This window comes from Methanobrevibacter sp., assembly GCF_045646205.1.
GTDB lineage: Archaea > Methanobacteriota > Methanobacteria > Methanobacteriales > Methanobacteriaceae > Methanocatella.
Genome location: NZ_JAZRKF010000064.1, coordinates 67,483 through 92,571, shown reverse-complemented (window position 1 = coordinate 92,571; position 25,089 = coordinate 67,483). Strand labels below are relative to the sequence as shown.

Here is a 25,089-nt window from a genome sequence, read left to right as displayed (position 1 = left end):
CTCCTAAATATTAATTACGAATTCATCCTGATATCTATAAAACAGATAAACACCTAAGACAAGAGCAAATATTGACGTTATTATTAAATACAATAAGAATTTTGTCTGTGGAAATGCACCATATAAAACAATATCCCTGAAAGAGGATACGGCAGCATAAAGTGGATTTATTTTAAAGAAGAATAAAAACTGTTCTGGAATAATTTCAATCGGATAAAATAACGGAGTCATGAATGATAAAAGCATTGTTAAAACTCCATAAAGATATTTTATATCTGTGAAAAACGTAGTTAATGTAGCAAGGATTAAACCCACACCCATTGTTAATACAAGCAAGAAAAACAATGGAATTGGAGAATAGAATAATGACCAGTAAAATGGAGCTCCAGTAACTAACATTACTGCGATTAACACGACTAATGAAATTAAAAAGTTTATAAATTCAGAACATACTATACCAACGGCAAACATATATTTGGGCACATAAATCTTTTTAATAATCTCAGAATTACCTTTAATTGAATCCATAGCCCCAGTTGTAGCATTTGCAAATAAATCAAAAACTAATTTACCGCTTAACAGATAAACTGGGAAATTTTCAATAGTTCTTCCGAAAAAGGTAGAGAATACTATTGTTAATACAATCATGGATAATAAAGGGTTTAAAAAACTCCAAAAAAGACCTAAAGTAGAATCTTTATATTTTCCACTAATATCCCTTTTAATAAGTTCCGTTAGTAAAAAACTGTAATTTTTAAATGTTCTATAATGATTTTTAAAGTCAAACATTAATAAATCAAATCCACCAATTTATTTAAAATTAAACTTAATTTAATGATTTGAAAAAGATAATATAAAAATATTACCTTTTAATAATCAAATTCTAAAAAGGCATTTTCATCAGATGCATCAATAAAAGTCTCTAATAAATCATTTGAAATTAAATCCGCATTAATTAACTTTATTTGAGTTTCAATGCCTATTTCAGTTAAGCAATCATATAAAGCATCTAAATTTTTACCATAATAATCAGGGAAATTTAAAGCCTCTTTTATATAATCATGCCCTTCCTTTTTAATTAATTTACCATCAATTTCTATTAAATTCAATTAAAACACCTATTTCAATTCAACAAACGTATTATAATGATCATTTGTGTAATATACTCTGAAATCCCCCGTGTTAAATACTATTCTTTCAGCACCACGGTTTGTTCCATTTGCATTAATATCACATTCAATGTATTTATCCGAACTTTTTGGCAGAACACCCTGTCTATTTGTAAAAGTGTCACCGCCGATACTCTTTCCAGGAGCATATTTTTTAAGAGGTCCACCACTCCATCCAAGGTCTTTAGCCTGACTTTTCGTTATATAATTGCTTGGAAGTTTGTGATATTGTTTTATATAAGATGCTACCTCATTAACAGTACAATACTGACCATTTTCACTAATATCAGTTTTATTAATAGAAACCTTATCAATATGTGCTGCTGAAATAACAAATAAACCTGTGAAAATGGCTATTATAAAAATAGCAAAGACAAAAATAAAACGCTTATCCATAAGCTCACCTGATTAAATTAATATATTCAACAATAGCTTCTTTATAACTTCTTAAAGGTTCAAATCCATTATCAATCCATTTTTTATTTTCCAAAACTGAATAGGATGGTCTTGGAGCAGGTCTTGCAAACTCTGATGCTGTAACAGGAGTTACTTTAACATCCACATCAGCCACTTCAAAAATGTATTTTGCAAAATCAAACCATGAACAGCTGTCTGAATTAGTTATATGATAAATTCCATAATAATCCGTTTCAATTAATTGGCCAATGGCTTTAGCTAAATCCAAAGTGTAAGTTGGGCATCCCACCTCATCGGTCACCACAGTGATTTCCGGATGGTTTTCAGCAAGTTCCAGCATTGTTTTAGGGAAATTGCCTCCATTAATACCATATAACCAGGCAGTTCTTATGATAAAGAAATTATCAATGGTTTCCTGGATTCCTATTTCTCCTTCAAGTTTACTTTTACCGTAAACACTGATCGGGCCAATTTCATCATCTTCAAGCCATGGACGAGTATTTTTACCATTAAATACATAATCAGTACTTACATGGACTAATGGACAGTTAACTTCCTTACATCCCAAAGCAAGATTTTTTGGACCTTCACCATTGACGGCAAACGCCAAGTCAACATTTTCTTCACATCCATCAACATTAGTATAAGCTGCAGAGTTAATAACAATATCCGGATTATTTTCCTTGATGAAATTAATTGTATGCTCCTTGTCAGTTATATCTAATGATTTGGAGTTTGTTAATATCAATTCATGATTATCCTTTAAAACTTCTATTAAATCATGGCCTAACATACCATTAGAACCGGCAATTAAAATTTTCATATTTATCCCCATAATATTTAATATATTAATTAACTATATCTATATTCATATTTAAAATTACAAGGGGTGTTTGTATGAAAGTGTGTATTATTGGACAAGGCTATATCGGACTTCCAACAGCAGCATTATTTGCAAGAAATCACTGCCAGGTTGTTGGAGTTGATGTTAATGAAAAAATGATAGAAAACTTAAATAACGGAATCATACACATCGAAGAGCCGGGAATATCTGATATAATAAAACAAGCTTTAAAAAATAAAGTTTATAAAGCTTCCTTAAAGCCTGAAAAGGCAGACGCATTCATCATTACAGTTCCTACCCCATATATTGTTGAAAATTATAGCTGTGATTTAAGTTATGTTGTAAGTGCATGTGAATCAATAATTCCCTGCCTGGAAAAGGGAAATACAATTATTGTTGAATCCACCATTGCACCTATGTCAACAGATGATATTATAAAGCCTATATTTGAAAAAGCAGGTTTTACAATTGGAGAAGATTTATATCTTGCACATTGTCCTGAAAGGGTTCTTCCCGGAAAAATAATAGAAGAATTAATTCACAATGACCGCATTATCGGAGGAGTAACTCCAAAATGTTCTAAAAAGGCCAGTGAGGTATATGGTCAATTCGTAGAAGGCGAATTAATGCTGACTGAAGCAAAAACTGCTGAGTTATCAAAATGTATGGAAAACACTTTCAGAGACGTTAACATTGCACTGGCTAATGAACTTGCAAAAATCTGTACTGAAATTGGTGTTAATGCCCTGGATGTTATTAAAATGGCAAATAAACATCCGAGAGTTAACTTGCATTCTCCAGGACCTGGTGTTGGCGGACACTGCCTTGCAATTGATCCATACTTTATTTATGCAAAAGCGCCGGAAACCGCTAAAATAATCAAGCTTGCAAGAGATACAAACAACTCCATGCCGGAATTCGTTTGTGAAAATGTAAGAAAAATAATCAAAAAAGGTAAAATTGCTGTTTTGGGAGTTTCATATAAAGGAAATACTGGTGATGACAGAGAAAGTCCTGCATATGAAATCATAGCAAATTTAAGTAAAGATTATGAAATAGCTATTCATGACCCACATATAGACAATCCTGATTTCGTCACTTTTAAAGATGCGGTAACTGATGCGGACTTAATTTTAATATTGTGTGACCATAATGAATTTAAAAACCTTGATTACACATTAATACATGAAGATACGGTAATCTTTGATACAAAAAATATAATTTACAAGGTTCCGGATAAAATCAAGCTTTATAATTACGGAAATTTATATGAACTGAAGGATTCCTAATGTTAATATATTTTAACACTAGAAATCAATAGGTTGATCGCTTCCCACAGCACGTCCGTTCCATGCTTTAAGAGAAGACCATTCTGCAAAATCATCAGACCAGAACGGATCATTGGAATCAAGACCTAAAGGTAAAAATACTGAACAGCAGATATATAAACTTCCAGTATTAATGTCATTTTCAGCAATTTCTGTTTGATGACCATTTAAACCGGTAATCAACCATCCACCATTTGCAAAATTTTGATTTCCTTCAAATAAATTCCTTAAAACTTTAGTCAAAGCTGACCTGACTTGAGCAACTTCAATATTTCTAGGTAAAATTCTAAGTAATGCAACCTGTGACAAGGTGTGAAATACTCCAGTACGATAAGTCATTGACCGGCCTACAACCGGAAAAGTACCGTTTGGAGAAATACATCTCTCTAACTGAGAAGCAAGCCTTGATGATCTCATGAATTGAACATCTAAAAATTCACCTTCAGGCAAACCATATTTTCTCATTACAACCAAAATATCATTGAGCATAGGATGTATGAAAATACTGTTATAATAATTTGATGCAAAATCTTCTCCATCATTATAAATTGCATCACCAATGTACCATTCATCTCTAAACTTATGAATAGCATATACTAAACGCTCTTTATCACATTCCCCAGTGAATTCCAATAGTGTTGCCTCAATTAATGATGTGTATAATAGCCAATGATTTTCATAAGGAGCAATCATTCTTGAATTTTTTAGCTCATCAATAATCTTTGCCTGAACATCCATAGGCAAATTAAGCCAAATCTGATTTTTAGAACGAAGCAAACCTTGAGCAAACAAAGCCATATCAACTAATGATTGTTTAGGCTCATTATAAAACATATAATCATTTCTTTTAGGATTTACAGCTACAGAAATAGCTCTAATTGTTAAATCAATGTATTTATCACGAAGTCTACCTTCTTCAGATTCATTAGGTCCGAGTTCTAACCATGGTGCAATACCATTGAATACACGGGCAAATGCTTGAAGATAAGCAAATTTACTGCCTTCAGAACTTTTAGACTCCAAAAGCATATTTTTTCTTAAAGAATCCTTTTTAACACTCATTAATACAGGTAAAGCTATTTTTTGTAAAGTTTCTACCCAAAAAATTCTATCTTCCCATACAGGAACTTGATCCTCAAAAATGGGTTCCTCTTCTTCTTTTTTAAATCTTCCAAAAAACTTGCTCATGAGAAATATTTTGTTTTACATGTTATATAAAGTTATGATTGAACAAAGAAAAGTAGTTAAATTCAGATTAATTAATATTTAACTGAAACTGTAAGCATTACCATTCCTGAAATAAAGCTCAAGGCCAGTGTTAAAAATAATAATAATATTTTTTCCCTGTCAAATTCCAAAAATTCTTTATTAATAATAAATGGAATGAAAATTAATAAAGGCATGAAATAACGGCTAAATACACCTTCAAGTGCATTTGTTCCGCCGACACCCGACCAGGTTAAATATTGCACAAAAATGACACCATAATATATTATTAATCCTATAACTAATCCCTTAACTCTAGTTCTAATATCAAATTTTTCATCTAAAGGACATAATATGGAAAATGCAGTGAAAAATATCATGTATAATATAGCGAGAAGTGATGAAGTATACTGACGCACATCATTTGAAAAGAAGAAAAATCTCTCTACAACAATAGGTAACCTTGTAAACGGATCTAAAAATCTTTCGATTGCAAATATCGGATTGCTTAGAAGGTATGTTACTTGTTCAGATGCATTTACATGATTTTTAGCAAAGAATTCTCCTCTCCATGAATTTCCTAAAACTGTAGTGGCATAACTGCTCCACATCACTCCAATAGCGAGAACCGGCAAAATAGCCAGTTTTGATATTATATTTTGCTTTTGACTTTCAAAGTGTTCATTTGGAACCAAGAATAACAGTAAGCTTAAAGCTAAAAATGGAGATTTTAACAATCCGCACAATACAATAGCCAGATAAAAAATACCTATATCAGTCCACTTGATTTTTGGAGTTTTATAGAAGTATAAGAAGTATGAAAATGCAAGTATGGCCAGACAGGAAAACATTCCATCAACGCTTAGGGATGCTGCCTGGTAAATTGCAAGAGGCAGAATAGATATTATTAACAGAGGGAATTTTAAAATTGGCGCCTTTCTAATAGCTAGAGCTATAATTGATGAATAAAACAATAAATTAAATAATCTTCCCAACCACATCATCCAAATTACATTTAAATCAAGGAGTTTAGCTAAAAAGAATCCTAATGCCTGTGGCAAGTATGAATAAAAAGGATTCTGTGAAAATGCCGAGTTCAGATACACCGGCGAGTAATCTATTTTTCCATCGTCAACATTGGTGTTGAAAACATTGTTACCGGCATTTTGAGCTAAATCATCAATGGATTTAATAGTTAAATATCCATAAAACGTCTGATTCGGTACCTGTACATAATCCGTTAAAATTTGCCCTGTCGAAACAATTTCTGATCTTGTACAATGCTCCTGTTCATCGGATATGTCGTTGATTGGAGTTAAAAAAACACACGTAATTCCAAAAAGCAGTATTATTACAAAAGCCACTTTATGCAGATTATCTTCATTTTGAGTGTAATAATATAAACTGAATGCTCCCAATACAAACACTAATGCTAACATTATAATTTCAAATCCGGGAGATGAATAATCCTCAATTTGAAGAAAGGAAACTGTAAAAAAAACTATTATTAATAAGTATAGCATATAATAATTTTTCAATTCCAAAAACTTCATATTATCTCCCTTTATAACTGTTTATATTGAAAACTTAACGATTCCTAATATTTCTTAACGGTTTTGTTAATTTCCAACTATTCGAATTCTCCATTTGATTAATTAACTCATTTTGAGCATTAATATGATTTTCAAGTTCTTTAATTTTGTTTTCTAAAGAAAATACATACTGATTGGTTTCATTCAAATAAGTATTTAACTTTGATAAAAACAATGCAGAAAACTTATTATAGTCAAATGTATTGAAAGAAGGACTTTCATGCCCTGTAAATTCTTTAACTGTAGATATTAAATTCTTTCTATATTTTAAGTAATCTTTTTTATTCTCCGGAGGATTATTAACATCAAATATATTGTAATTTGATTTATATTCGTCCAAAGTTATAAAGTTAAGCCAGTCTTTAAACCCGGAAAATCTTATTTCACCATTAATTATATCATCATTAATAAGTAAAACCGGAGTTTCTAAAGCCAAACAAGGCAATGCCACATGAAGTCTTTTGGTTATTACACATCTAGCTCTTTGATATAAGTTCAGCAAGCATTCACCATAAAAGAACTTTTCCTGGCTATTATAAATCCTGTCTTCAAGATAGAAATACAAATCATCTAATTTACGCTTATTCAGATTCGTTGGAAGTGCTTGAGACACTACATAAATCTGTTTATCGGTTTTGCTTTTTACAAACTCCAAAACATCCTGAGACACGTCAACTAAAACAATATAATCCTCTTTTTCAACATTTTCTTCGCCCTTTAACGTTAACGTTAAACAGCCTGAAAAATAAGAGTCTATGCCATTGGACTGTAAGAATTCCTGAGTTAAAGGATCTCTTGCACCGACAGGCCCGTATTTTGATAGAAATTCTCTGCTTTCATCGCTTAAAAAGGCTTCTGGAGTATTAGTATTATTGGTATTCAGATGCATAGAAATCAATAATGGATTAATATTTTCATCAATAGGCGGCCAGGATTTCTTATCATGAAGATACCATGCATTCATTATCATTTTAAATTCTTCATCAGCTTTAAATGAAGCTAAATTGTTAAAATCTACATGATAATCTATTTGAGGTAAGAATCTGCGAGCAGCAATACTTTGAATTTCATTGCCAACATTTTCCAAGTAATTGTAACATATTAATCCATATTTCATAAATACACCTACTCCTTACACCATATATAAGTTGCACAATAGGTATCTTCACCTGTTTTTCTTCCAAGAGCTGTAGTATGTGCAGGAACAGTATCAATTTGAAGCAATTCTAAAAAAGGAAACTCCCTTTCCATATATTCCTCATTAATTTCATCCTGAAGATGGACTTCATAAGGATTTCCCTGCCATTCTTCATGGTTTTCATACATATAAGGGACCTGAATAAATAATTTGGACACTTTACCTTCACTGATAAATCTATCTAAAAGGGCTTTGCTGTCTTTAAGGCTAATATGCTCTAAAACATCCCCCATAATAATTAAATCATAATGATCAAATTCAAAATCCAATACGTTTTCAATAAAAATATTGTCATAAATGAAATTCAAACCCATTTCAAGAATATTTTCACTCCAGGCGTCAACTCCGTCAATATGCTCATAGTAAAATGCCTTTAAAATTTTTCCGTATACTCCACCGCCAAAACCGACATCCAAAATCTTTTCGTTACGTTCGACATTATTTAAAACCCAGTCCAAAAATATTGTTTTTCCAACGTCACCGGAAGATCCCCTAATCTTTCTTTTAAACATGTCTTTATCAGATTGATGTTGCTTTAAAAAATTATTTTCTTCCTTTAAAATAGCATTTTCATTTAGAAGAGCTTCATAATTATCTTTATAAAAATTAAACTGATTACTGTGAGATAAAAATTTATTTTTTAAATTCATGAGCATCCCTTATCTAATATTTTTCCAAGTATTGGTTAATATTTCCATTGTTTTATCGACACTTGAAATATTTTCAACGTCCTCTTGAGCCTTTTTTCTAATTTTTAATAATTCATCCTCATCAAGAGCCATAATTTCATTTATTCTATTTGCAAAAGCTTCCTTATTGTAAGCTTCAACTATAAATCCGTTAATTCCATCATCTATAACTTCAGGAATAGAAGAAACGTCAGTTGTCAGTACTGGTGTTCCATAACCCATCGCTTCAAAAATGATAGTTGGAATACCGTCCATATCACCATCACTTGCCCGTTTACATGGTGAAACCAGCAAATCTGATTCTTTTAGTACTTTTTTAACTTCATCATGGCCTTTCAGTTCATCATTAATCGTAATGTTGGAAAGATTCATCTCTTCTATTTTATTTTCCAAATCCTCCCTTAATTCTCCAAATCCATACATGGAAAATTCATAATTTTTATCTTCAAGCAATTTGGCTATATCTATTAAATCATCAAGACCTTTCTTTTCTGTGTATCTGCATACTGAAACTATTTTTTTAGGATTGTTATCCAATAATTCAAAATCCTCAATTTCATAATTGGTAGCCTGCTTGGTAATGACTATTTTATCTTCACGAACATTACGTTCCATCAAGTAGTTTTTATGAAAATTACCTAAGGTAAATATTGCCTTACAATAGGGACATTGAGAGATTTCAGATACTTTATTTGATTCATCAACCCAATATCTGAAGATATCCGAGGCGTGAGCAAAAATAGTGAAAGGTATTTTTAATCTCTCAGCGAGGGGATATAAGAAGAGAGTTCCAATGGGATAAACAAAATGGGAATGAATGAGCTGAATATCATTTTCAATTAAAATTCTCTCCAAATTATTCACTAAATCTTCATGAGTTTGCGTATTTTCATCAAAACGAATGATACTCACATCAAAACCCAAATCACATGGAACAGCAGGAGTTGAAAAAGTAATTACCTTTACATTATAACCCTTTTCAACCAGCCATCTAATCTCATTTACAATAAACGTCATTGAAAGTGAAGGAAAATCACTCAGCACATAAGCGATGTTAATGTTTTTTAAATCATTATAATTTAAAGAATTATCCTTATTAAATAGATTTTTAATGATTTTAAACATGACAACACCTTAATTAAAATACTGTTTTAACGAATATCCGCTAGTTTTTCTACAATTTGAGCATCTTCACTTTCTTTAATCTTTGAAAGAATTACCTATGAAAAATGTTTTGTTGAACATGTTATATAAATATATGATTATATCATAAGCTTAAAAAAATGTATTGAATAAAAAATACTCTTCCAGAATACTTTTTAGTCAAAATCATAGAATTAAATTTGATTAGTTAACTTTAATGAAAAAAGCATTTTCCAAAATTTTAATTAAATAATAAAACAAAATATAATATAATTATTGAAAAAAGGTTAATTATTATGTCAAAAACTATGTCTGAAAAAATATTAGCTAGAGCTTCGGGTAAAGATAAAGTTGAAGCCGGAGACATTATCATTGCAAACATAGACGTTGCAATGACACATGATTTAACTGGACCACTTGCAGTTGAGTCATTTGAAAAAATTGGTGCTGAAAAGGTTTGGGATTCCTCCAAAATTGTTATTCCTTTTGATCACCAGGTTCCGGCCGACTCTATTGACTCTGCTAATAATCATATAATAATGAGAAATTTTGTTAAAGAGCAGAAGATAGAAAATTTTTACGATGTTAATGCAGGTGTCTGCCATCAGATTTTACCTGAACTGGGGCATGTCGTTCCCGGAGAAGTTATTGTTGGTGCTGACTCCCATACCTGTACACATGGTGCATTAGGTGCTTTTTCAACAGGTATAGGTTCAACTGATATGGCAATGGTTTTTGCCGAGGGAAACCTATGGTTTAAGGTTCCCGAAACCAATCGCTTTGAAATCACTGGTAATTTAAAGGATAATGTTTATGCAAAAGATGTGATTTTACATATTATAGGCCAGATGGGAGCTGACGGATCAACTTACAAGGCATGTGAATTTGCAGGCCAAACTGTTAGAGACATGAGCGTTTCCGACAGAATGGTTTTATGTAACATGGCTATTGAAATGGGTGGAAAAACCGGTTTGGTAGAGCCTGACAAAAAAACTATCGAATATGTAGAAAAACGATCCACAAAACCTTATAAAATATTTAAAAGCGATTTGGATGCCCCTTCATTGAATATTATTGATATTGATGTCAGCGATTTGGAACCTCAAGTAGCCTGCCCTAATAATGTGGACAATGTAAAGGCTGTCAGCGAAGTCGATGAGGAAATCGACCAGGTATTTTTAGGTTCATGCACTAACGGAAGAATAAGTGATTTAAGGGATGCTGCCAAAATACTTAAAGGAAAGCAAATTGCTAAAGGAACCAGAATGTTAGTTATTCCGGCTTCAAAAGAAGTCTATTCAAAAGCATTGGATGAAGGACTGATTAGAATATTCGTTGATGCCGGGGCTTTAGTTTCTGCTCCTTGCTGCGGACCATGTCTTGGAGGACATACCGGAATTATTGGACCTGGTGAAGTGAGTTTATCAACATCCAACAGGAATTTTAAAGGCAGACAAGGTTCACCTGATGGAAAAGTTTATTTATCTTCCGCTGCAGTTGCTGCTGCTTCTGCAATTGAAGGAAGAATTGTTGCACCGGAGTGATTATATGAAAGGAACTGCATGGAAATTTGGAGACGACATAGATACAGACATAATTGTTCCAGGAAGATATTTAATTTATACTGATGAAGAAAGATTATCTAAACATTGTATGGAAGGATTAGACGATAAATTTAGTGAAAAATGTAAAGAAGGAGACTTTATTGTAGCGGGAAGGAACTTCGGATGCGGATCTTCACGTGAACATGCACCTATTGCAATCAAAGGTGCCGGAATATCTGCAGTAATAGCTGAATCTTTCGCCAGAATTTTTTATAGAAACGCTACAAATGTAGGAGTTCCGCTTCTTGAAGCTCCAGGAATAACAGACATGGTTGAAAATGGAGATGAAATAGAAGTTGACATGGACAACGGAATTATCAAATCTGAAAAGGGAGAAGAAATTACATTTAAAAAATTACCTCCATTTATGTTAGAAATACTTGAAAAAGGTGGATTAATTGAGTACCTCAAAACCAAAAGAGAATAAATATAAAATTGCCATTATTCCAGGAGATGGAATAGGCTCAGAAGTAATGGAAGCTACAATATCTGTTTTAAATGAATTAGACATTGATTTTGATTATACTTATGGTGAAGCGGGAGATGCCTGTCTGGAAAAAACAGGTAGCGCCCTTCCACAGGAAACCATTGATATTGTAAGAAATGCTGATGCATGCTTATTTGGAGCTGCCGGTGAAACTGCAGCAGACGTTATTGTTAAGTTACGCCAGGAAATGAAAATGTTTGCTAATTTAAGGCCTGTAAAATCATATCCTAATACAAATTCCTTATCTGAAAACATTGACTTTATGATAGTCCGTGAAAATACGGAAGGACTTTATATTGCCGATAAGGAAGAATTTACTGATGACGGTGCAATTGCAAAACGTGTAATTACACGTGAAGCAGAAGCAAGGATTATTGATTATGCATTCCAATATGCAAAAGAAAATGGAAAATCCAAAGTCACAGGCGTTCACAAAGCTAATGTTTTAAAGAAAAGTGACGGTTTATTTAAAGAGATATTCTATGAAGTCGGTGCAAAATATCCTGATATAGAAAAAGAGGATTTTTATGTTGATGCGACTGCAATGTATCTTATTACACAGCCTGAAAACTTTGAAGTGATTGTAACAACGAATCTGTTTGGAGATATCCTATCAGACGAAGGTGCAGGTCTTGTTGGTGGACTCGGATTGATTCCATCCGCAAATATTGGAAATGACGGTGCTTTATTTGAGCCTGTTCATGGTTCAGCACCAGACATTGCAGGAAAAGGAATAGCTAATCCAATAGCCATGATGTTATCCGCCGTTATGATGCTTAGATACTTAGGTGAAAACGAATCTGCAGACAAATTAGACAGTGCAATATTAAAAGTATTGACTGAAGCAAAAGTATTGACCGGAGATTTAGGCGGCAGTGCAACAACAATGGAAGTTGCAGAAGAAATTAAAAATCTGATAAAATGAGCAAATTAAAGTCAATTAAAGCATTGAAAAAATACTTAAATCTTTCATCTAAAAAAACAGATGATAATACTAAATATATCGATGAAATAAAAGTTGCTTTTATCTCTGATCAGTTTACATACGATTCATTTAAATACGAATTTGAAATAATTGAACTAAGTCCGGATAACTGGCTGAATAAATTTGAAGAAGAAAAACCAGATTTATTTTTCTGTGAATCAACATGGCATGGATATTTCAATGGAGAAAATGGAGTTTGGGCTGGAAAAATTGAAAAAATAAATGGGGAAAGTGAAAACAGAGAAATTCTCTTTGAAATCCTCAATTATTGTAAAGCAAATAATATCCCCACCATTTTCTGGAATAAAGAAGACCCAGTCTACTATAACCAGGAAGGCAGGTTTTTCACAGATACTGCAAGCAAATTTGATTATATCTTTACATCAGCTGAAGAAGTCGTTGATGAATATAAAAAAGATTATAATCGCGATAATGTCCATACACTCATGTTTGCAGGCCAGCCTATGCTATTCAATCCTATTAATAATTCCAATGAACGGGAATCAAATGTTATCTTTGCCGGATCATATTATAAAGACCATGAGGAACGTGCCAAAATAATGGATTTGATTTTTGATAAGATAATTGAACAGGATATTGAACTGAAAATCTATGACAGAACCTATTACCAGGATATTCCGCATATCGGCTATCCGGAAAAGTATAAAAAATATACATTGCCTCCAATTGACTATAAGGACACTTCAGAGATTTATAAAAAGAGCAAATGGGCCATAAATATCAATACAATAACCCAATCAGACACAATGTTTGCAAGAAGAGTTTTTGAGCTTGCTCTTTCCAATACAAATATCATAAGTAACTATTCAAAAGGTATGAGAAATATCTTTAAAAATAACCTTTTCATAATAGAAGAGGATGAGTTTCCTGATTTAAACGAAAATTATGAAGAAAAACGTTTAGAAAATATTTATACCGTCTTAAAATATCATACCTATTATGAACGCTGGAAATACATTTTGGATACTATTGACTTCCCATATAAAGAAAAAACAAATGATATTGAGATAATCTTTAAAGTTAATGGTGAAGATATTTCTGATGCAGAAAATAAATTCAATAAAATAAACTATCCTCAAAAAAAATTAGTCCTGATTTCAGATAATGATTTAAAGACAGAATATGAAACTTACAGTGACATTAACGCCGCACTGGCCAATATTAAAAGCGAATATTACATTATTGCCAATGCCTCGCTGGATGATGATTTTATTGAAAAGGCAATGCTCCATTATAAGTATCTGGATAAAAATTATGGAATTAAAAGCGGTGCAAATAAATTCACACTTGATACAACAGGTGAAAATGAAAATATTTTATTTAATAAAAAAATAAATGTTTTAAATAACGAATATAACGAAATTTATTACATATAAAAGGTTTTAATATGACGAATAAATTGATTGTTTCTTATGCATTTCCCCCATCTTCGACAACAACAGGCAATGCAATGGCTAAAAAGATATTAAAAAATAAAAAAAATGTAGATATAATATATGCAAGCCTGAATAATCTGGATTATGATGAAAATTTTGCTCAAGTACTTGAAAAATATTTAACAAAAAAATATGTGATTGATCTTGATTTTGACACCGGCTGGGAAAATATTAAAACTTTCAGTGAAAAGGGAATGGCGGAACTGGATAAAGCGCCCGAGTATGAAAGCATGTACAGCATGTGCCATTTCATACATTCCCACTTTTTAGCGCTGGAATACAAATTAAAACATCCTAATACCATTTGGAGTGCTGAATTTTCAGACCCTTTAATCTATAGTTTTGAAGGAAAACTCAATTCAGGCCCAATTGATGATAAAAAATACATTAACAGAATAAATGAAGAAATTCCTGATAATTTCAAAAAAATAGGTGAAGATGATACTTTAAACTACATCTGTGAATACCTGACATTCATATTTGCCGATGAAATTATTTTTACTAATGAAAATCAGCGAAAAGTAATGCTTGAGGTCTTTCCAAATCAGGAAATAACCACTTTTATAAAAAATAAATCAAAAATTATAGAGCATAATACTTTAGATGAGGAATACTATCACATTAATGAAAGCAATTATGAAATTGATGACTCATACATTAATTTTGGATACTTCGGAGTTATTTTTGGAAAAAGAACTTTGGAAGACTTTGTTAATGCATTTGACAATTTAAATGAAGAATATAAAGATAAATATAAATTACACGTTTTCACATCTACGATTACACTTTTTGAACAGTATTTGAGTAAAGAGGTTATGGAAAATACAAAACTCAATTTTAACCTGAATTATCTGGAATTTTTAAACGTGTGTAAAAAATTTGATGTATTGCTTGTAAATGATACTAAAACCAGCGAAGTATACAGCGTGAATCCGTTTTTACCTTCAAAACTTTCCGATTATGAAGGTAGCGGAACTGACGTTTGGGCAATATGTGAAGAAAACAGTATCATGGACCAAAAAGAAATAAAATATAAATCCAGATTAAATGATATAGAATCATCCATTAATACATTGAATACTATTTTTGAAGACAAATTAAATGTCAAAATTGAAAATAATGATTTTGATAAAGAGAAATACTTCAAAAAAAGGATTAGTGAATTAAGTCAAAAAATTAACGAATTAGTTGATGTTTGTCACTCCGAATTCAGAAAAGACGAAATGTATGAGGCTCAAATTAATGAATTGAACCAGATTATTCAAAATCTGGAGGCGGAAAACTCCCAAATCAAGAATTCCAACAGTTGGAAAATGACTGAAAATTTAAGAAAAATTGGAAAAAAATTTAAATAATTTAAAAATGTTATATAAATTCATAATTTAAGGAGAATAAAAATATGAAAAAACTTACTAGAATGCAAATGGCTGCACTTTTTATTATAATTATTATGGTATTAAGTGGGGTTGCTGGTTTCTTACTCTTAATATTCGCATAAATTTTTTAAATGGAGGACTAAAATATGGTAAAATATAAAATTGCTGCAGTTGTTGCAGAATTTAACTATGATATTACACAAATGATGTTAGAATTAGCTACAGCTGAAGCTAAAAATAGAGACTGTGAAATTACAAAAGTAGTTGCTGTTCCAGGCGTATTCGATATGCCACTTGTTATTAAAAAATTATTACAAAAAGATGAATATGATGCAATTATCACTTTAGGCGCAGTTATTGAAGGAGCTACAGACCACGATCAAATCGTAGCACAACATGCTTCACGTAAAATAGCTGATTTAGCACTGGAATATGATACACCTGTTGCTTTAGGAATCACCGGTCCTGGAATGACCAGATTAGATGCACACAGACGTGTTAAAAACGCAAAAAGTGCAGTTGAAGCAGCTATCAAAATGTGTGATAGATTAAAAGAAATTTAAGATGATTATATGGAAATTTTAAAACCTGAAGAGTTAAAAGAAAAATTTTCAGACCCTTGGGTTGCGCCATATGAAAAAGTGCTGACAATGGTTGATGGAGACAAGGTTGAAATTGTCGAATATCATCCATGTATTTCAGGCTCCCACTGGTTATTACATCAATATAAAAATAATTCAGAGTTAATTGATGATGCTTATCGTGACGGTAACAAGCACGTTTACTCATGCCATGTAGGATTTGCTCCACTTGATTTGAAAGCTAGTTTTAATGCGGCAGGAATTGATGAAATTAAAGTAATTGATGATGAAGTAAAAGTTACTCATGCAGGTCTTGCCGGTGCTGGAGTAGGAGCCGGAATGTGCAGAGGAATGGGTAAAGGAGTTAAATACATCGAACTCATAAAATCCGGTGGAGGCTCAAAAGAGGGAAGAGCAACAGTAGTTACTCCAAAACTCGAAAAAGTGGTTATTGGTGTTGATGATACAGACGTGAAAGATGCCGGTGCAACATGGACAATGGCACATAATTTAGGTGTTGAACTAGCCAGTGAAGGTTTTGAATACCTTGACCACATTATTGTCCAATTATACCCACACAATCCACATAAAACTCAAAATTGTGTTTCCATTGCTTTAACGTTTGCAGTTGAAAGCGAGAAAAAAGAAGCATTAATCAAAAGAACTATTGAAATTCTCAAAAGAGATACTTTATCAGATAAAACCGCAATAGCTATTCTTGAAGGTCTTGAAATACCTGAAAAGTTAAGAGAATATTCAATTGCTACAAAATCCGGTATGATGGATGTTGAAACTGCAGAAGCAACAGCCAAAGAATTAGGTATTGACTTAATTGCAGTTACTGGCGAACAGGGTAAAGTTGGAGCTTTGGCAGCATTAGGTCTTTATAATGATGTTGAAGAAGCAGTTAAAGCTTATGACAAAAAATAAGAGAATTTCTCTTATTTATCTATTTTTTTAATTAAATCTAAAGTTTAAAAAGTAATCATTGCCGTATATTTTTGATGATGATGCATTAACATCAGTGAATTTTAATTGTATTACGTGATTTCCATAAGTGAAATTCTGATTTTCAATTGTATTATTAGTATAAGTAAAGCTTGTAATGTAATCATTATCGCAGGCAACATTATATGTTTGATTTTCAGAAAATACTCCTGTAGAAGTATAAACAGATACATTATCAACAATCACTTCATATCCCCAGGCCCCTGCCTGTTTTGAAGATATTGTGAATTTTTCACTGACTGATACATTATCCTTGCTGTAACCATGATAGACTACTGACCTATCGAAGACATCAACAAGACGGCTGTTTTGAATTATGTCTCCGTCATCAACATGAAGTGCACTTTTTACCTCAAGTGGTAGTCTTAATACATCCGGTTCGAAGTCTCTAGTGTCATTGACAATGTAACTTACATCATTTACAATAATCGTGTCATTAACATTAATACCTAGAGTCATCATTGCATCTGATGGCACCCGTATTACATTAGATTCATTTTCAATTGCAGTGTCTACAGTGTATGGACCCCTGACTGAAATTGAATTATCGGAATTACTGTCTGTGAAAATAATTAAATTTCTTGAGTTAGGTTCAATTGAAATGGTACCGTTATCGAAAGTGGCTGCACCAATGAATGTTGAAATCATCAGAAGTAAAAGTACAAGAGTAACAATTAAAGGGAAATGAACTTTAACAAAAGATCTAAATAAAGTACCTCTAGGAGTCTTTCTAAACATACTAATAGATTGAATGACAACTTTGAAAAGGTAGTAAATTGATAAAACTAATCCTATACTAGAAATGATAACTCCTATAGATAAAGGAATAAATTTAACAAAAAATATTGTGAATAAACCCAAGATAACTAGAGACAATCCTACAATTGACATACGAATATAATATCCAAGGTCATCAATCATCGTTACCCTGCCGTACTTGTTAGCACGGTTCATAATTGTTCTAACAACTTCATTAGCCATATTATTTAAATCAGCTAAAGGAGACATATCATGTTCAATTGCACCAATGTCAACTTCCATGATGGAAATTCCCAATACATCAGCGTCAATAACAATACCCACATCGACACCATAATCCTTTTCAAAATGGATTTTTTTCAAAATTTCCTTACGTGCGGCAAATTGACCGCTTAAAGGCTGTTCAAATGAAATTTCAGGGAAGAAAAAGTTTAAAAGCGGTTTTGCAGTCAGTTCAGTTACACGACCACTTTCACGAGCAAATTTTGTCTTAGTAATTTCAGTTTTTCCAGTCAAAATAGGTTTAATCATTGCTTCAACTTTTTTGGAAGTTAAATTATGAATATCAGCATCAATAAAAGCAATAATATCACATTCAGCTGATTTATAACCCGTAAATAAAGCTTCACCCTTACCTTTATTAACTTCATGAGTTATAACAATAGCACCAGCCTTTGAAGCTTCCTCAGCAGTGTTATCGGACGACCCGTCATTAACTACAATAATTTCATCGACACATGAAACCTTTTTAATAACTTCAACGACATTAGCTACTGTACTTTCTTCATTATAAGCCGGTATAATAACAGAAACCTTTTGATATTTTGGTTTTGATGTCTTTACACTAGCCAGCAAAAAGGTAAGAATTACAAATAACCAAGACAAATATTTCACCCAATTGTTTTAATACATTTATAAGTTTATCCTTTAAATAGTATAAATGTTTGTTAATATCAGATACTTTTAATTAAAATCGTGTTGGAAACACACAGTCCATTGAACATTGACGTGATTATGTATTTACCTGGCTGTAAATTAATATTTAAATTAGCTGTACCTGTTGCATTGGTTATTCTTGTATACATCACACCATTAATGTTGAAAGTAACGCTTTGATTAGGATAAGGGTTACCCTGGCCGTCCAAGATTGTAGCGCCGAATCTGGTACCATCGCGATAATTCATGACAATATCCTCAGTTTTAATTACGTTTAAGACCGTAATGGTATTTGAAACCCTTGATTCACCATATTGTGCAGTGATAATATAGGTTCCAGGTTCCAGATTAATGTTTAGACTGGCAATACCATCAGAATTAGTTGTTCTTGTATAAAATACACCATTGATATTAAATGAAACGTTTTCACCGGCCAATGGAGATCCTTTTTCATCCAATACTTTTAAAGAGTATCTTGAAGCATTTTTATAATATTTAACCAGATCATAATTTTCGACCAGTCTTGAAAGAACCGTGATATTGCTGGATGCCAATTCGCCTGTGACAGGATTTTTTAGAGTTAAAATGTATGATTTAGGCTCCAAGTTAATATTTAATTTGACAACACCCTGCTGATTGGTTGTACGGTAATAGAATACTCCGTTAATGTTCATTTCTACAATTACATTAGCTACAGGATTTCCACCATAATCTAAAATGGTTGCATAGAATTGTGAAGCATTTCTGTAATACTTAATTAAATCGCTGGAGTTAACGCTGGAGCGAATATTAACCAATACGTCTTTAGATGAAGAAATATAATTACTATCGCCCTCAAATTCAAGAGTTGTTAAATATTTACCGGAATCCAATCCAATATTAATTGAAAATTTGCCCTCATCATTGGTTGTTCTTGTATATTTCACAGAATTGATGAAAATATTAACGGTTTTGCCTTTTAAAACATTATTATTGGAATCAGTAAGTACTCCGCTAAGTCTTGTTCCATCATGATAATACATTGTAACATTTTCTGATTTAATTAAGGTATTTATTGTATCAATAATGAAATAATCCCTAATTAATAAAGGTGTATAACCTCTTTTATCAAACGAAGCTTCAACAGAATAATTTCCCAAATCCAAATCCTTTAAATTTAAAACTTCCCCATTAATTACAGAATAATTCTTATTATTAATTTTAAGATTGATTGTATCGTTTATTGAATCGGATAATTGAGCACGAATGGAAACATTGTTAATGTTTTTAGAAATGGTCAGATTCATGTCTAAAGCAATAGGATTGACATTGAATGTTAATGAGCCATTACAAGCATTATAATTTTTATTTCCATTGAAAGTTACATTAGCAGTATATTTTCCAACATCTAAAACATCAGGCAGTAAAAATTGACTGTTTGAATCAATAGCATAATTTTTATTATTAACTACTAGAGTAAGAAGAGCATCAATATCACTGCCATTAATGCCGGTTAAAGTATTTATAACAATTAAATCACCAAAATATTCAATATCAGATACGTTAATTATCAGTTTAGGATCAATTTTACATACATTAAGATTAATTTCTTGTGAAACAGGATTATAATTATTATCTCCCATAAATGAAACATTAACCAAATAATTAGAAGCATCCAAAATAACAGGAACAGTAAAATTACTATTAGCATTAAAAGTATAAATTTTATCATCAACCGTTAATGTAACAATTTCATCCAAATCAGAGTCATTAACACCCATTAATTTAACATCTACAATTAAATTATCACCATAGATAACATCAGAAACATCTACTATTAATTTAGGATTCGCCTTAACTACATTAACATTAATTTCTTGAGAAACCGGATTATAATTATTATCCCCTTTAAATGAAACATTAACCAAATAATTAGAAGCATCTAAAATAACAGGAATTATGAAATTATCATTAGCATTAAAAGTATAATTCTTACCATCAATCGTTAACGTAACATCCTCATTTAACTCAGAACCATTAACACCCAATAATTTAACACCAACAATTAAATTATCACCATAGATAACATCAGAAGCACTTACCATTAACTTAGAATCAACTTTAGCCACATTAACATTAATCTCTTGAGAAACAGGATTATAATTATTATCTCCAATAAATGAAACATTAACCAAGTAATTAGAAGCATCTAAAATAACAGGAACAGTAAAATTACTATTAGCATTAAAAGTATAATTCCTGCTATCAATCGTTAATGTAACATTACCATCCAAATCAGAGTCATTAATGCCCATTAATTTAACATCAACAATTAAATTATCACCATAGCTAACATCAGAAGCACTTACTATTAATTTAGGCACCACTTTACTCACAACAACATTAGTTTGGCATGAAATCTGATTATAATTATTATCTCCCATAAATGAAACATTAACTGGATAATCAGAAGCATCTAAAATTACAGTAATCGTGAAAATACCATTAGCATTAAAAGTATAATTCTCACCATCAATCGTTAACGTAACATCCTCATTTAACTCAGAATCATTAATACCTGTTAATTTAACATACACTTGAATATAATTACCATAACTAATATCTGAAACATTTAAACTAAGTTTTGGAATGGCTTTATTAATGGATACCATGATTATTTGTGTATTTGGATTATAATTAGTATCCCCATTAAAAATTATTTTAGCTTCATAATCGCCCACATCCAATAAATCAGAGATTTGATAAATGGAAGAGGCATAAATTGAATAATTTTTATTATCAATATTTAAAATTAAATCATAATCAAGTTTATTGTCAATAATTAAATAATTTCCATAAGTTGTATTATCAATACTTAAGTTTAAATCAATATTAGCTTTATCAACTTTAAATAAGACAGTCGTGTAATTTTCATTATAATTATTATTTCCTTTAAAAGATACTTTTGCACTATAATTGGATGCATTCAAAATAACAGGCAATGTGAACTCAGAATTAGATATGATATCATAAATATTATCATCAATTTCAAGTTTAAGGTTATCATTAATCAGATTGCCATACAAATCACTTAAATAATTATTTACAACAGTTTTTTCACCATAAGTTCCATTCAAAACAAACAACTGAATATTTACATCATTTTTAGATACTGTAAAATTAGTACTCATATTAATTGAGTTATAATTTGCATCTCCATCAAATACTACATCCGCACTATAATCTGATGCATTCAGTTTAACAGGAAGTGTAAAATTGCTATTGGCCTTAAAAGTATAATTCCTATTATCAATCATTAATGTAACATTCTCATTTAACTCAGAATCATTAATGCCTGTTAATTTAACTTCAACTGTTAACTCTTCACCATATTTAATATCATTTATTTTTAATTCCAAATTCGGATTAGTTTTGAAAACCTCAACACTAGTCGTGTAATTACAGGAATTATACATGTTACTTCCATTATAATAAATACTAACATTATAATTTCCTGCATTTAAAATAACTGGAAGTGTAACATTAGTATTTACAGAAACTGTATAGTTAATATCATTTATATTTAAAATTACACTTTCATTAACTAATTTAGAGTCAGAAGTTAAAGAAATGTCAAAAGTAAGGTATTCACCGTAAGTTACATCATCTACATTGACTGAAAGGTTAACATCATATTTGCTTACAGTAACATCAGCATATGCCATGTCTCCATAATAGGAAATATTTCCATTATAGGTAACATTAACGCTATAATTACCGGCTAAAAACAAATCAGGAACAACAAATATGGAATTAGAACTGACATTATAGGATTTATCACCAATAGTCAAGATTAAAATAGCATCTATATCTTTTTCGTCCTCATCGACTAAAGAGACATTAACATTAAAATTATCGCCATAATAAACATCACCCACATTAACCGTTAAATTAACACTATGTTTAGGCCTGTAAATAGTTAATTGGTCTTGGGAAGCTGAATAATGAGTATTGTTAATATAAATAGCTGTTAAATTTGAATATCCGATTTTTAAATTGTTAAGTGACAAGTCAGCTATTCCATTAACCACACTTCTGTTATACGTTATTCCACCATATTCAAAAATTACATAGCCTTCATTAATTAAATGACCATATTGATCTTTAACTGTTGCAGTAAAATTAACCAAGTTACTGTCATAGTCTGAAACGTTATTTAAACTAATTACTGTTGTTAAATTAAATATCGTGTATGCTTTAAGACATGCCACCTGTGAAAGGTAAAAATGTCCCCTGTCGGATAACGTTATGTTATAATCATATAAATCAATCCAGTTTATGCCATCATAACTGATGAATGAAACATTTGGCATATAATGAATTCTTGTAGCAGAAGACCCTTCTGAAATAGGAACCCAAGCTTCTGATGCAGTAGTTAATTTAATAACAATTTTAAATATGTCATTTTTATAAATTGGAATAAACTCATCGAAATTAAATGTAAAGTAACCTGAAACTGAAGAGCCTTTTTGTGTGAGTTTTAACTCATCATTGACATAAATTTCAACTGTAAAATTTGATTGTCTATCGAAATATGTTGAAAAGGCAGCTATAATATCGTCGGATGTGGCATTAAAAATATTTTGATACCATACAGTACTTTGATTTGTTAATAAATAGTCTGTCTTACCAATAATATCATATTGATAGTTTTTATCGTATTTAACTGTGTCATTTAAGATAAAAGTATATGAAGCGTCTTTAACGCCAACCTGCGCAAATCTCGTATCATAATAGGAAACATAGAAATAACCCTTGTCTGCCCAGTTTCCCCAGCTGTTTTTACAAATCCATGCACCGTCAGCCGGAGGCTTACCTCCAAAATAATCTTTAGAGAAATTATCGTCCCAACCGACTATTGCAACAGCGTGATTCGGATTATTTGTTCCATTGTAATATTGATATTTATAGTATGTAGTATAAAGTGATGTGTAGACTGCTCCATAATTTAAAATAGCTTGTTTAATTCCATCGTTATCTGTATAATTGGATCTTGGCAGAAATATGATATTTTGAACATGCATTATAGATTCCATTAAAGGTGATAAATAAGTATCAAGAGTATATTTATCATCTGATTCATTAACAGGCCCCATCCAGCTTAAAAAATAGGCCCTAATCATTTCATCATTTCCACCTTTATTTGTGAGAATATCCCATCCATAATCAGAAAATACAGCCATCAGATTTTTCATATTTTCTTCAGAAAGGTCATACTCAATACCTGTTGCCTTTAAAATGCATGATTCCAGTGCAGCTAAAGCAGCAAAAGCCCAGCAATTACCATTACTTCCCTGATTTTTAACAGGAGTTACCAATCCATAATCTCTTAAATCATAACGTGAAGGTATTGTGGAGTTATATGGACTGTAAACCATTGGGATATAATCGGGTCTTTCGAAATTTATATTATAATAATCCAGTTTCACCAGTTCTGATTTATTGAAGGTATTGTTTGTGAAATTTTCCTCAATATTTACAGCACTGTAAACATTATTTTGATTAAAAACATTATGAGCCATTGAAAAGGTGGAATAATCACAAAATATTGCTTCTCCTTCGCCTGCTGAGTTATTTGTAAAGAATGATGAGTTTAAATTTAAATTTGAATACATATTATAAATAGCTCCACCCTGATAAACAGCAGAGTTATTAATTGCAGTGATGTTAATCAGAAAGATATTGGAACCTAAATCACATATGGCTCCGCCAAGCCTTGCGCTATTATTAATGAAATAAGAATCTGAGATATTTAGATTACCCTCGAAAGAATAAATACTGCCGCCATAATCAGCATTGGAATCTCTAAAAATTACATTATCGGCTATTAAATTTTTTGCATTATAAATTGAAGCTCCCTTAATCGTTAAATTATTCAACATTAATGTTCCCTTGTTTGAAAACAAATTATTTGTATTTTTATAGGTTATGATGGTATTTTCCATGCTTTTTCCAATGAAAGCATTATAGGAAGAAATAGTTTTGGATGAATCCAGTTCATAGACTCCGTCAGAGAGATGTATATTGGAATTATCCGAAATCCTAGATGATTTTAAATACTTATATGGGTTTTCCATTGACCCGTTTCCACTATCATCTACTGCAGAAGCATCAAAATAAACATCCGAATAAGAATTATCCTCAAATAATACATCCGTTGAATTATCTTCAGCAAATGAAAATGGAATTACAATTAATCCTATCAATATTGTAAAAAATATCAACTTTTTATTTAACATTATATTTTAATTTAGTTTACAAGTTAATAAAT

19 protein-coding genes are annotated in these 25,089 nt (G+C 31.2%); 8 read left to right on the top strand and 11 right to left on the bottom strand.

Annotation, left to right across the window (positions count from 1 at the left end; genetic code table 11):
* Positions 1-3: 3 nt before the first annotated feature.
* The 4 genes from ACKI44_RS11500 to rfbD all read right to left on the bottom strand — a co-directional run bounded on the left by ACKI44_RS11500 (position 4) and on the right by rfbD (position 2,409).
* Positions 4-789: an ABC transporter permease gene (locus tag ACKI44_RS11500; protein ID WP_407424523.1), complete on the bottom strand. Its 786-nt coding sequence runs from the start codon at positions 787-789 to the stop codon at positions 4-6.
* Between the two features lie 80 nt (positions 790-869).
* Complete coding sequence (locus tag ACKI44_RS11495) at positions 870-1,109, bottom strand: barstar family protein (protein ID WP_407424521.1); 240 nt, start codon at positions 1,107-1,109, stop codon at positions 870-872.
* Positions 1,110-1,118: 9 nt separating this feature from the next.
* Complete coding sequence (locus ACKI44_RS11490; RefSeq protein WP_407424519.1) at positions 1,119-1,565, bottom strand: ribonuclease domain-containing protein; 447 nt, start codon at positions 1,563-1,565, stop codon at positions 1,119-1,121.
* A 4-nt stretch (positions 1,566-1,569) separates the two neighbouring features.
* The gene (rfbD, locus tag ACKI44_RS11485; RefSeq protein ID WP_407424517.1) at positions 1,570-2,409 is read right to left on the bottom strand and encodes a dTDP-4-dehydrorhamnose reductase; all 840 of its coding nucleotides are present in this window, start codon (positions 2,407-2,409) and stop codon (positions 1,570-1,572) included.
* Positions 2,410-2,483: 74 nt separating this feature from the next.
* Between rfbD and ACKI44_RS11480 the strand changes: the two genes are divergently transcribed.
* Positions 2,484-3,719: a nucleotide sugar dehydrogenase gene (locus ACKI44_RS11480; protein ID WP_407424515.1), complete on the top strand. Its 1,236-nt coding sequence runs from the start codon at positions 2,484-2,486 to the stop codon at positions 3,717-3,719.
* Between the two features lie 18 nt (positions 3,720-3,737).
* Here ACKI44_RS11480 and ACKI44_RS11475 read toward each other — a convergent pair whose 3' ends face one another.
* The 5 genes from ACKI44_RS11475 to ACKI44_RS11455 form a co-directional block, all read right to left on the bottom strand.
* Positions 3,738-4,946 (bottom strand): DUF2264 domain-containing protein, encoded by a 1,209-nt coding sequence (locus ACKI44_RS11475; RefSeq protein ID WP_407424513.1) that lies wholly within the window; start codon positions 4,944-4,946, stop codon positions 3,738-3,740.
* 71 nt (positions 4,947-5,017) lie between these two features.
* Positions 5,018-6,517: a DUF2142 domain-containing protein gene (locus tag ACKI44_RS11470; RefSeq protein ID WP_407424511.1), complete on the bottom strand. Its 1,500-nt coding sequence runs from the start codon at positions 6,515-6,517 to the stop codon at positions 5,018-5,020.
* Positions 6,518-6,551: 34 nt separating this feature from the next.
* Positions 6,552-7,673 (bottom strand): polysaccharide pyruvyl transferase family protein, encoded by a 1,122-nt coding sequence (locus ACKI44_RS11465; RefSeq protein ID WP_407424509.1) that lies wholly within the window; start codon positions 7,671-7,673, stop codon positions 6,552-6,554.
* An 8-nt stretch (positions 7,674-7,681) separates the two neighbouring features.
* Positions 7,682-8,404 carry a class I SAM-dependent methyltransferase gene (locus ACKI44_RS11460; protein ID WP_407424507.1) on the bottom strand — a complete coding sequence of 241 codons (723 nt, stop codon included), beginning with the start codon at positions 8,402-8,404 and terminating at the stop codon, positions 7,682-7,684.
* Between the two features lie 9 nt (positions 8,405-8,413).
* Positions 8,414-9,568 carry a glycosyltransferase gene (locus ACKI44_RS11455; RefSeq protein WP_407424505.1) on the bottom strand — a complete coding sequence of 385 codons (1,155 nt, stop codon included), beginning with the start codon at positions 9,566-9,568 and terminating at the stop codon, positions 8,414-8,416.
* Between the two features lie 314 nt (positions 9,569-9,882).
* On the opposite strand from ACKI44_RS11455, the gene hacA reads away from it, so the two are divergent.
* The 7 genes from hacA to mmp11 all read left to right on the top strand — a co-directional run bounded on the left by hacA (position 9,883) and on the right by mmp11 (position 17,006).
* Positions 9,883-11,130 (top strand): homoaconitase large subunit, encoded by a 1,248-nt coding sequence (gene hacA, locus ACKI44_RS11450; protein WP_407424503.1) that lies wholly within the window; start codon positions 9,883-9,885, stop codon positions 11,128-11,130.
* A 4-nt stretch (positions 11,131-11,134) separates the two neighbouring features.
* Complete coding sequence (locus ACKI44_RS11445; RefSeq protein ID WP_407424501.1) at positions 11,135-11,617, top strand: 3-isopropylmalate dehydratase small subunit; 483 nt, start codon at positions 11,135-11,137, stop codon at positions 11,615-11,617.
* Positions 11,589-12,602, top strand: a complete 1,014-nt coding sequence (locus tag ACKI44_RS11440) for an isocitrate/isopropylmalate family dehydrogenase (RefSeq protein WP_407424499.1) — start codon at positions 11,589-11,591, stop codon at positions 12,600-12,602. Before ACKI44_RS11445 ends, ACKI44_RS11440 begins: the two co-directional genes overlap by 29 nt.
* Positions 12,599-14,059, top strand: a complete 1,461-nt coding sequence (locus ACKI44_RS11435; protein ID WP_407424497.1) for a hypothetical protein — start codon at positions 12,599-12,601, stop codon at positions 14,057-14,059. The genes ACKI44_RS11440 and ACKI44_RS11435 overlap by 4 nt, the downstream gene beginning before the upstream one ends.
* Positions 14,060-14,070: 11 nt before the next feature.
* Positions 14,071-15,474, top strand: coding sequence for a hypothetical protein (locus ACKI44_RS11430; protein ID WP_407424495.1), 1,404 nt, complete (start codon positions 14,071-14,073; stop codon positions 15,472-15,474).
* A 167-nt stretch (positions 15,475-15,641) separates the two neighbouring features.
* A complete protein-coding gene (ribH, locus tag ACKI44_RS11425; RefSeq protein ID WP_058740242.1) occupies positions 15,642-16,058 on the top strand; it encodes a 6,7-dimethyl-8-ribityllumazine synthase in 417 nt (138 codons plus the stop codon).
* Positions 16,059-16,067: 9 nt separating this feature from the next.
* Entirely contained in the window at positions 16,068-17,006 is a 939-nt protein-coding gene (gene mmp11 / locus ACKI44_RS11420) for a methanogenesis marker protein 11 (RefSeq protein ID WP_407424492.1), read from the top strand.
* A gap of 27 nt (positions 17,007-17,033) precedes the next feature.
* Here mmp11 and ACKI44_RS11415 read toward each other — a convergent pair whose 3' ends face one another.
* Both ACKI44_RS11415 and ACKI44_RS11410 read right to left on the bottom strand, forming a co-directional pair.
* Positions 17,034-18,728: a glycosyltransferase gene (locus tag ACKI44_RS11415; protein WP_407424490.1), complete on the bottom strand. Its 1,695-nt coding sequence runs from the start codon at positions 18,726-18,728 to the stop codon at positions 17,034-17,036.
* Positions 18,729-18,796: 68 nt separating this feature from the next.
* Entirely contained in the window at positions 18,797-25,057 is a 6,261-nt protein-coding gene (locus ACKI44_RS11410; RefSeq protein WP_407424488.1) for a C1 family peptidase, read from the bottom strand.
* Positions 25,058-25,089 lie beyond the last annotated feature (32 nt).

Coding starts and splice junctions, on each gene's coding strand:
- ACKI44_RS11490 (WP_407424519.1), bottom strand. CDS start 1,565: ATGGATAAGCGTTTTATTTTTGTCTTTGCTATTTTTATAATAGCCATT.
- ACKI44_RS11455 (WP_407424505.1), bottom strand. CDS start 9,568: ATGTTTAAAATCATTAAAAATCTATTTAATAAGGATAATTCTTTAAAT.
- ACKI44_RS11480 (WP_407424515.1), top strand. CDS start 2,484: ATGAAAGTGTGTATTATTGGACAAGGCTATATCGGACTTCCAACAGCA.
- ACKI44_RS11470 (WP_407424511.1), bottom strand. CDS start 6,517: ATGAAGTTTTTGGAATTGAAAAATTATTATATGCTATACTTATTAATA.
- rfbD (WP_407424517.1), bottom strand. CDS start 2,409: ATGAAAATTTTAATTGCCGGTTCTAATGGTATGTTAGGCCATGATTTA.
- ACKI44_RS11465 (WP_407424509.1), bottom strand. CDS start 7,673: ATGAAATATGGATTAATATGTTACAATTACTTGGAAAATGTTGGCAAT.
- ACKI44_RS11475 (WP_407424513.1), bottom strand. CDS start 4,946: ATGAGCAAGTTTTTTGGAAGATTTAAAAAAGAAGAAGAGGAACCCATT.
- hacA (WP_407424503.1), top strand. CDS start 9,883: ATGTCAAAAACTATGTCTGAAAAAATATTAGCTAGAGCTTCGGGTAAA.
- ACKI44_RS11410 (WP_407424488.1), bottom strand. CDS start 25,057: ATGTTAAATAAAAAGTTGATATTTTTTACAATATTGATAGGATTAATT.
- ACKI44_RS11435 (WP_407424497.1), top strand. CDS start 12,599: ATGAGCAAATTAAAGTCAATTAAAGCATTGAAAAAATACTTAAATCTT.
- ACKI44_RS11460 (WP_407424507.1), bottom strand. CDS start 8,404: ATGAATTTAAAAAATAAATTTTTATCTCACAGTAATCAGTTTAATTTT.
- ACKI44_RS11430 (WP_407424495.1), top strand. CDS start 14,071: ATGACGAATAAATTGATTGTTTCTTATGCATTTCCCCCATCTTCGACA.
- ACKI44_RS11500 (WP_407424523.1), bottom strand. CDS start 789: ATGTTTGACTTTAAAAATCATTATAGAACATTTAAAAATTACAGTTTT.
- ACKI44_RS11445 (WP_407424501.1), top strand. CDS start 11,135: ATGAAAGGAACTGCATGGAAATTTGGAGACGACATAGATACAGACATA.
- ribH (WP_058740242.1), top strand. CDS start 15,642: ATGGTAAAATATAAAATTGCTGCAGTTGTTGCAGAATTTAACTATGAT.
- mmp11 (WP_407424492.1), top strand. CDS start 16,068: ATGGAAATTTTAAAACCTGAAGAGTTAAAAGAAAAATTTTCAGACCCT.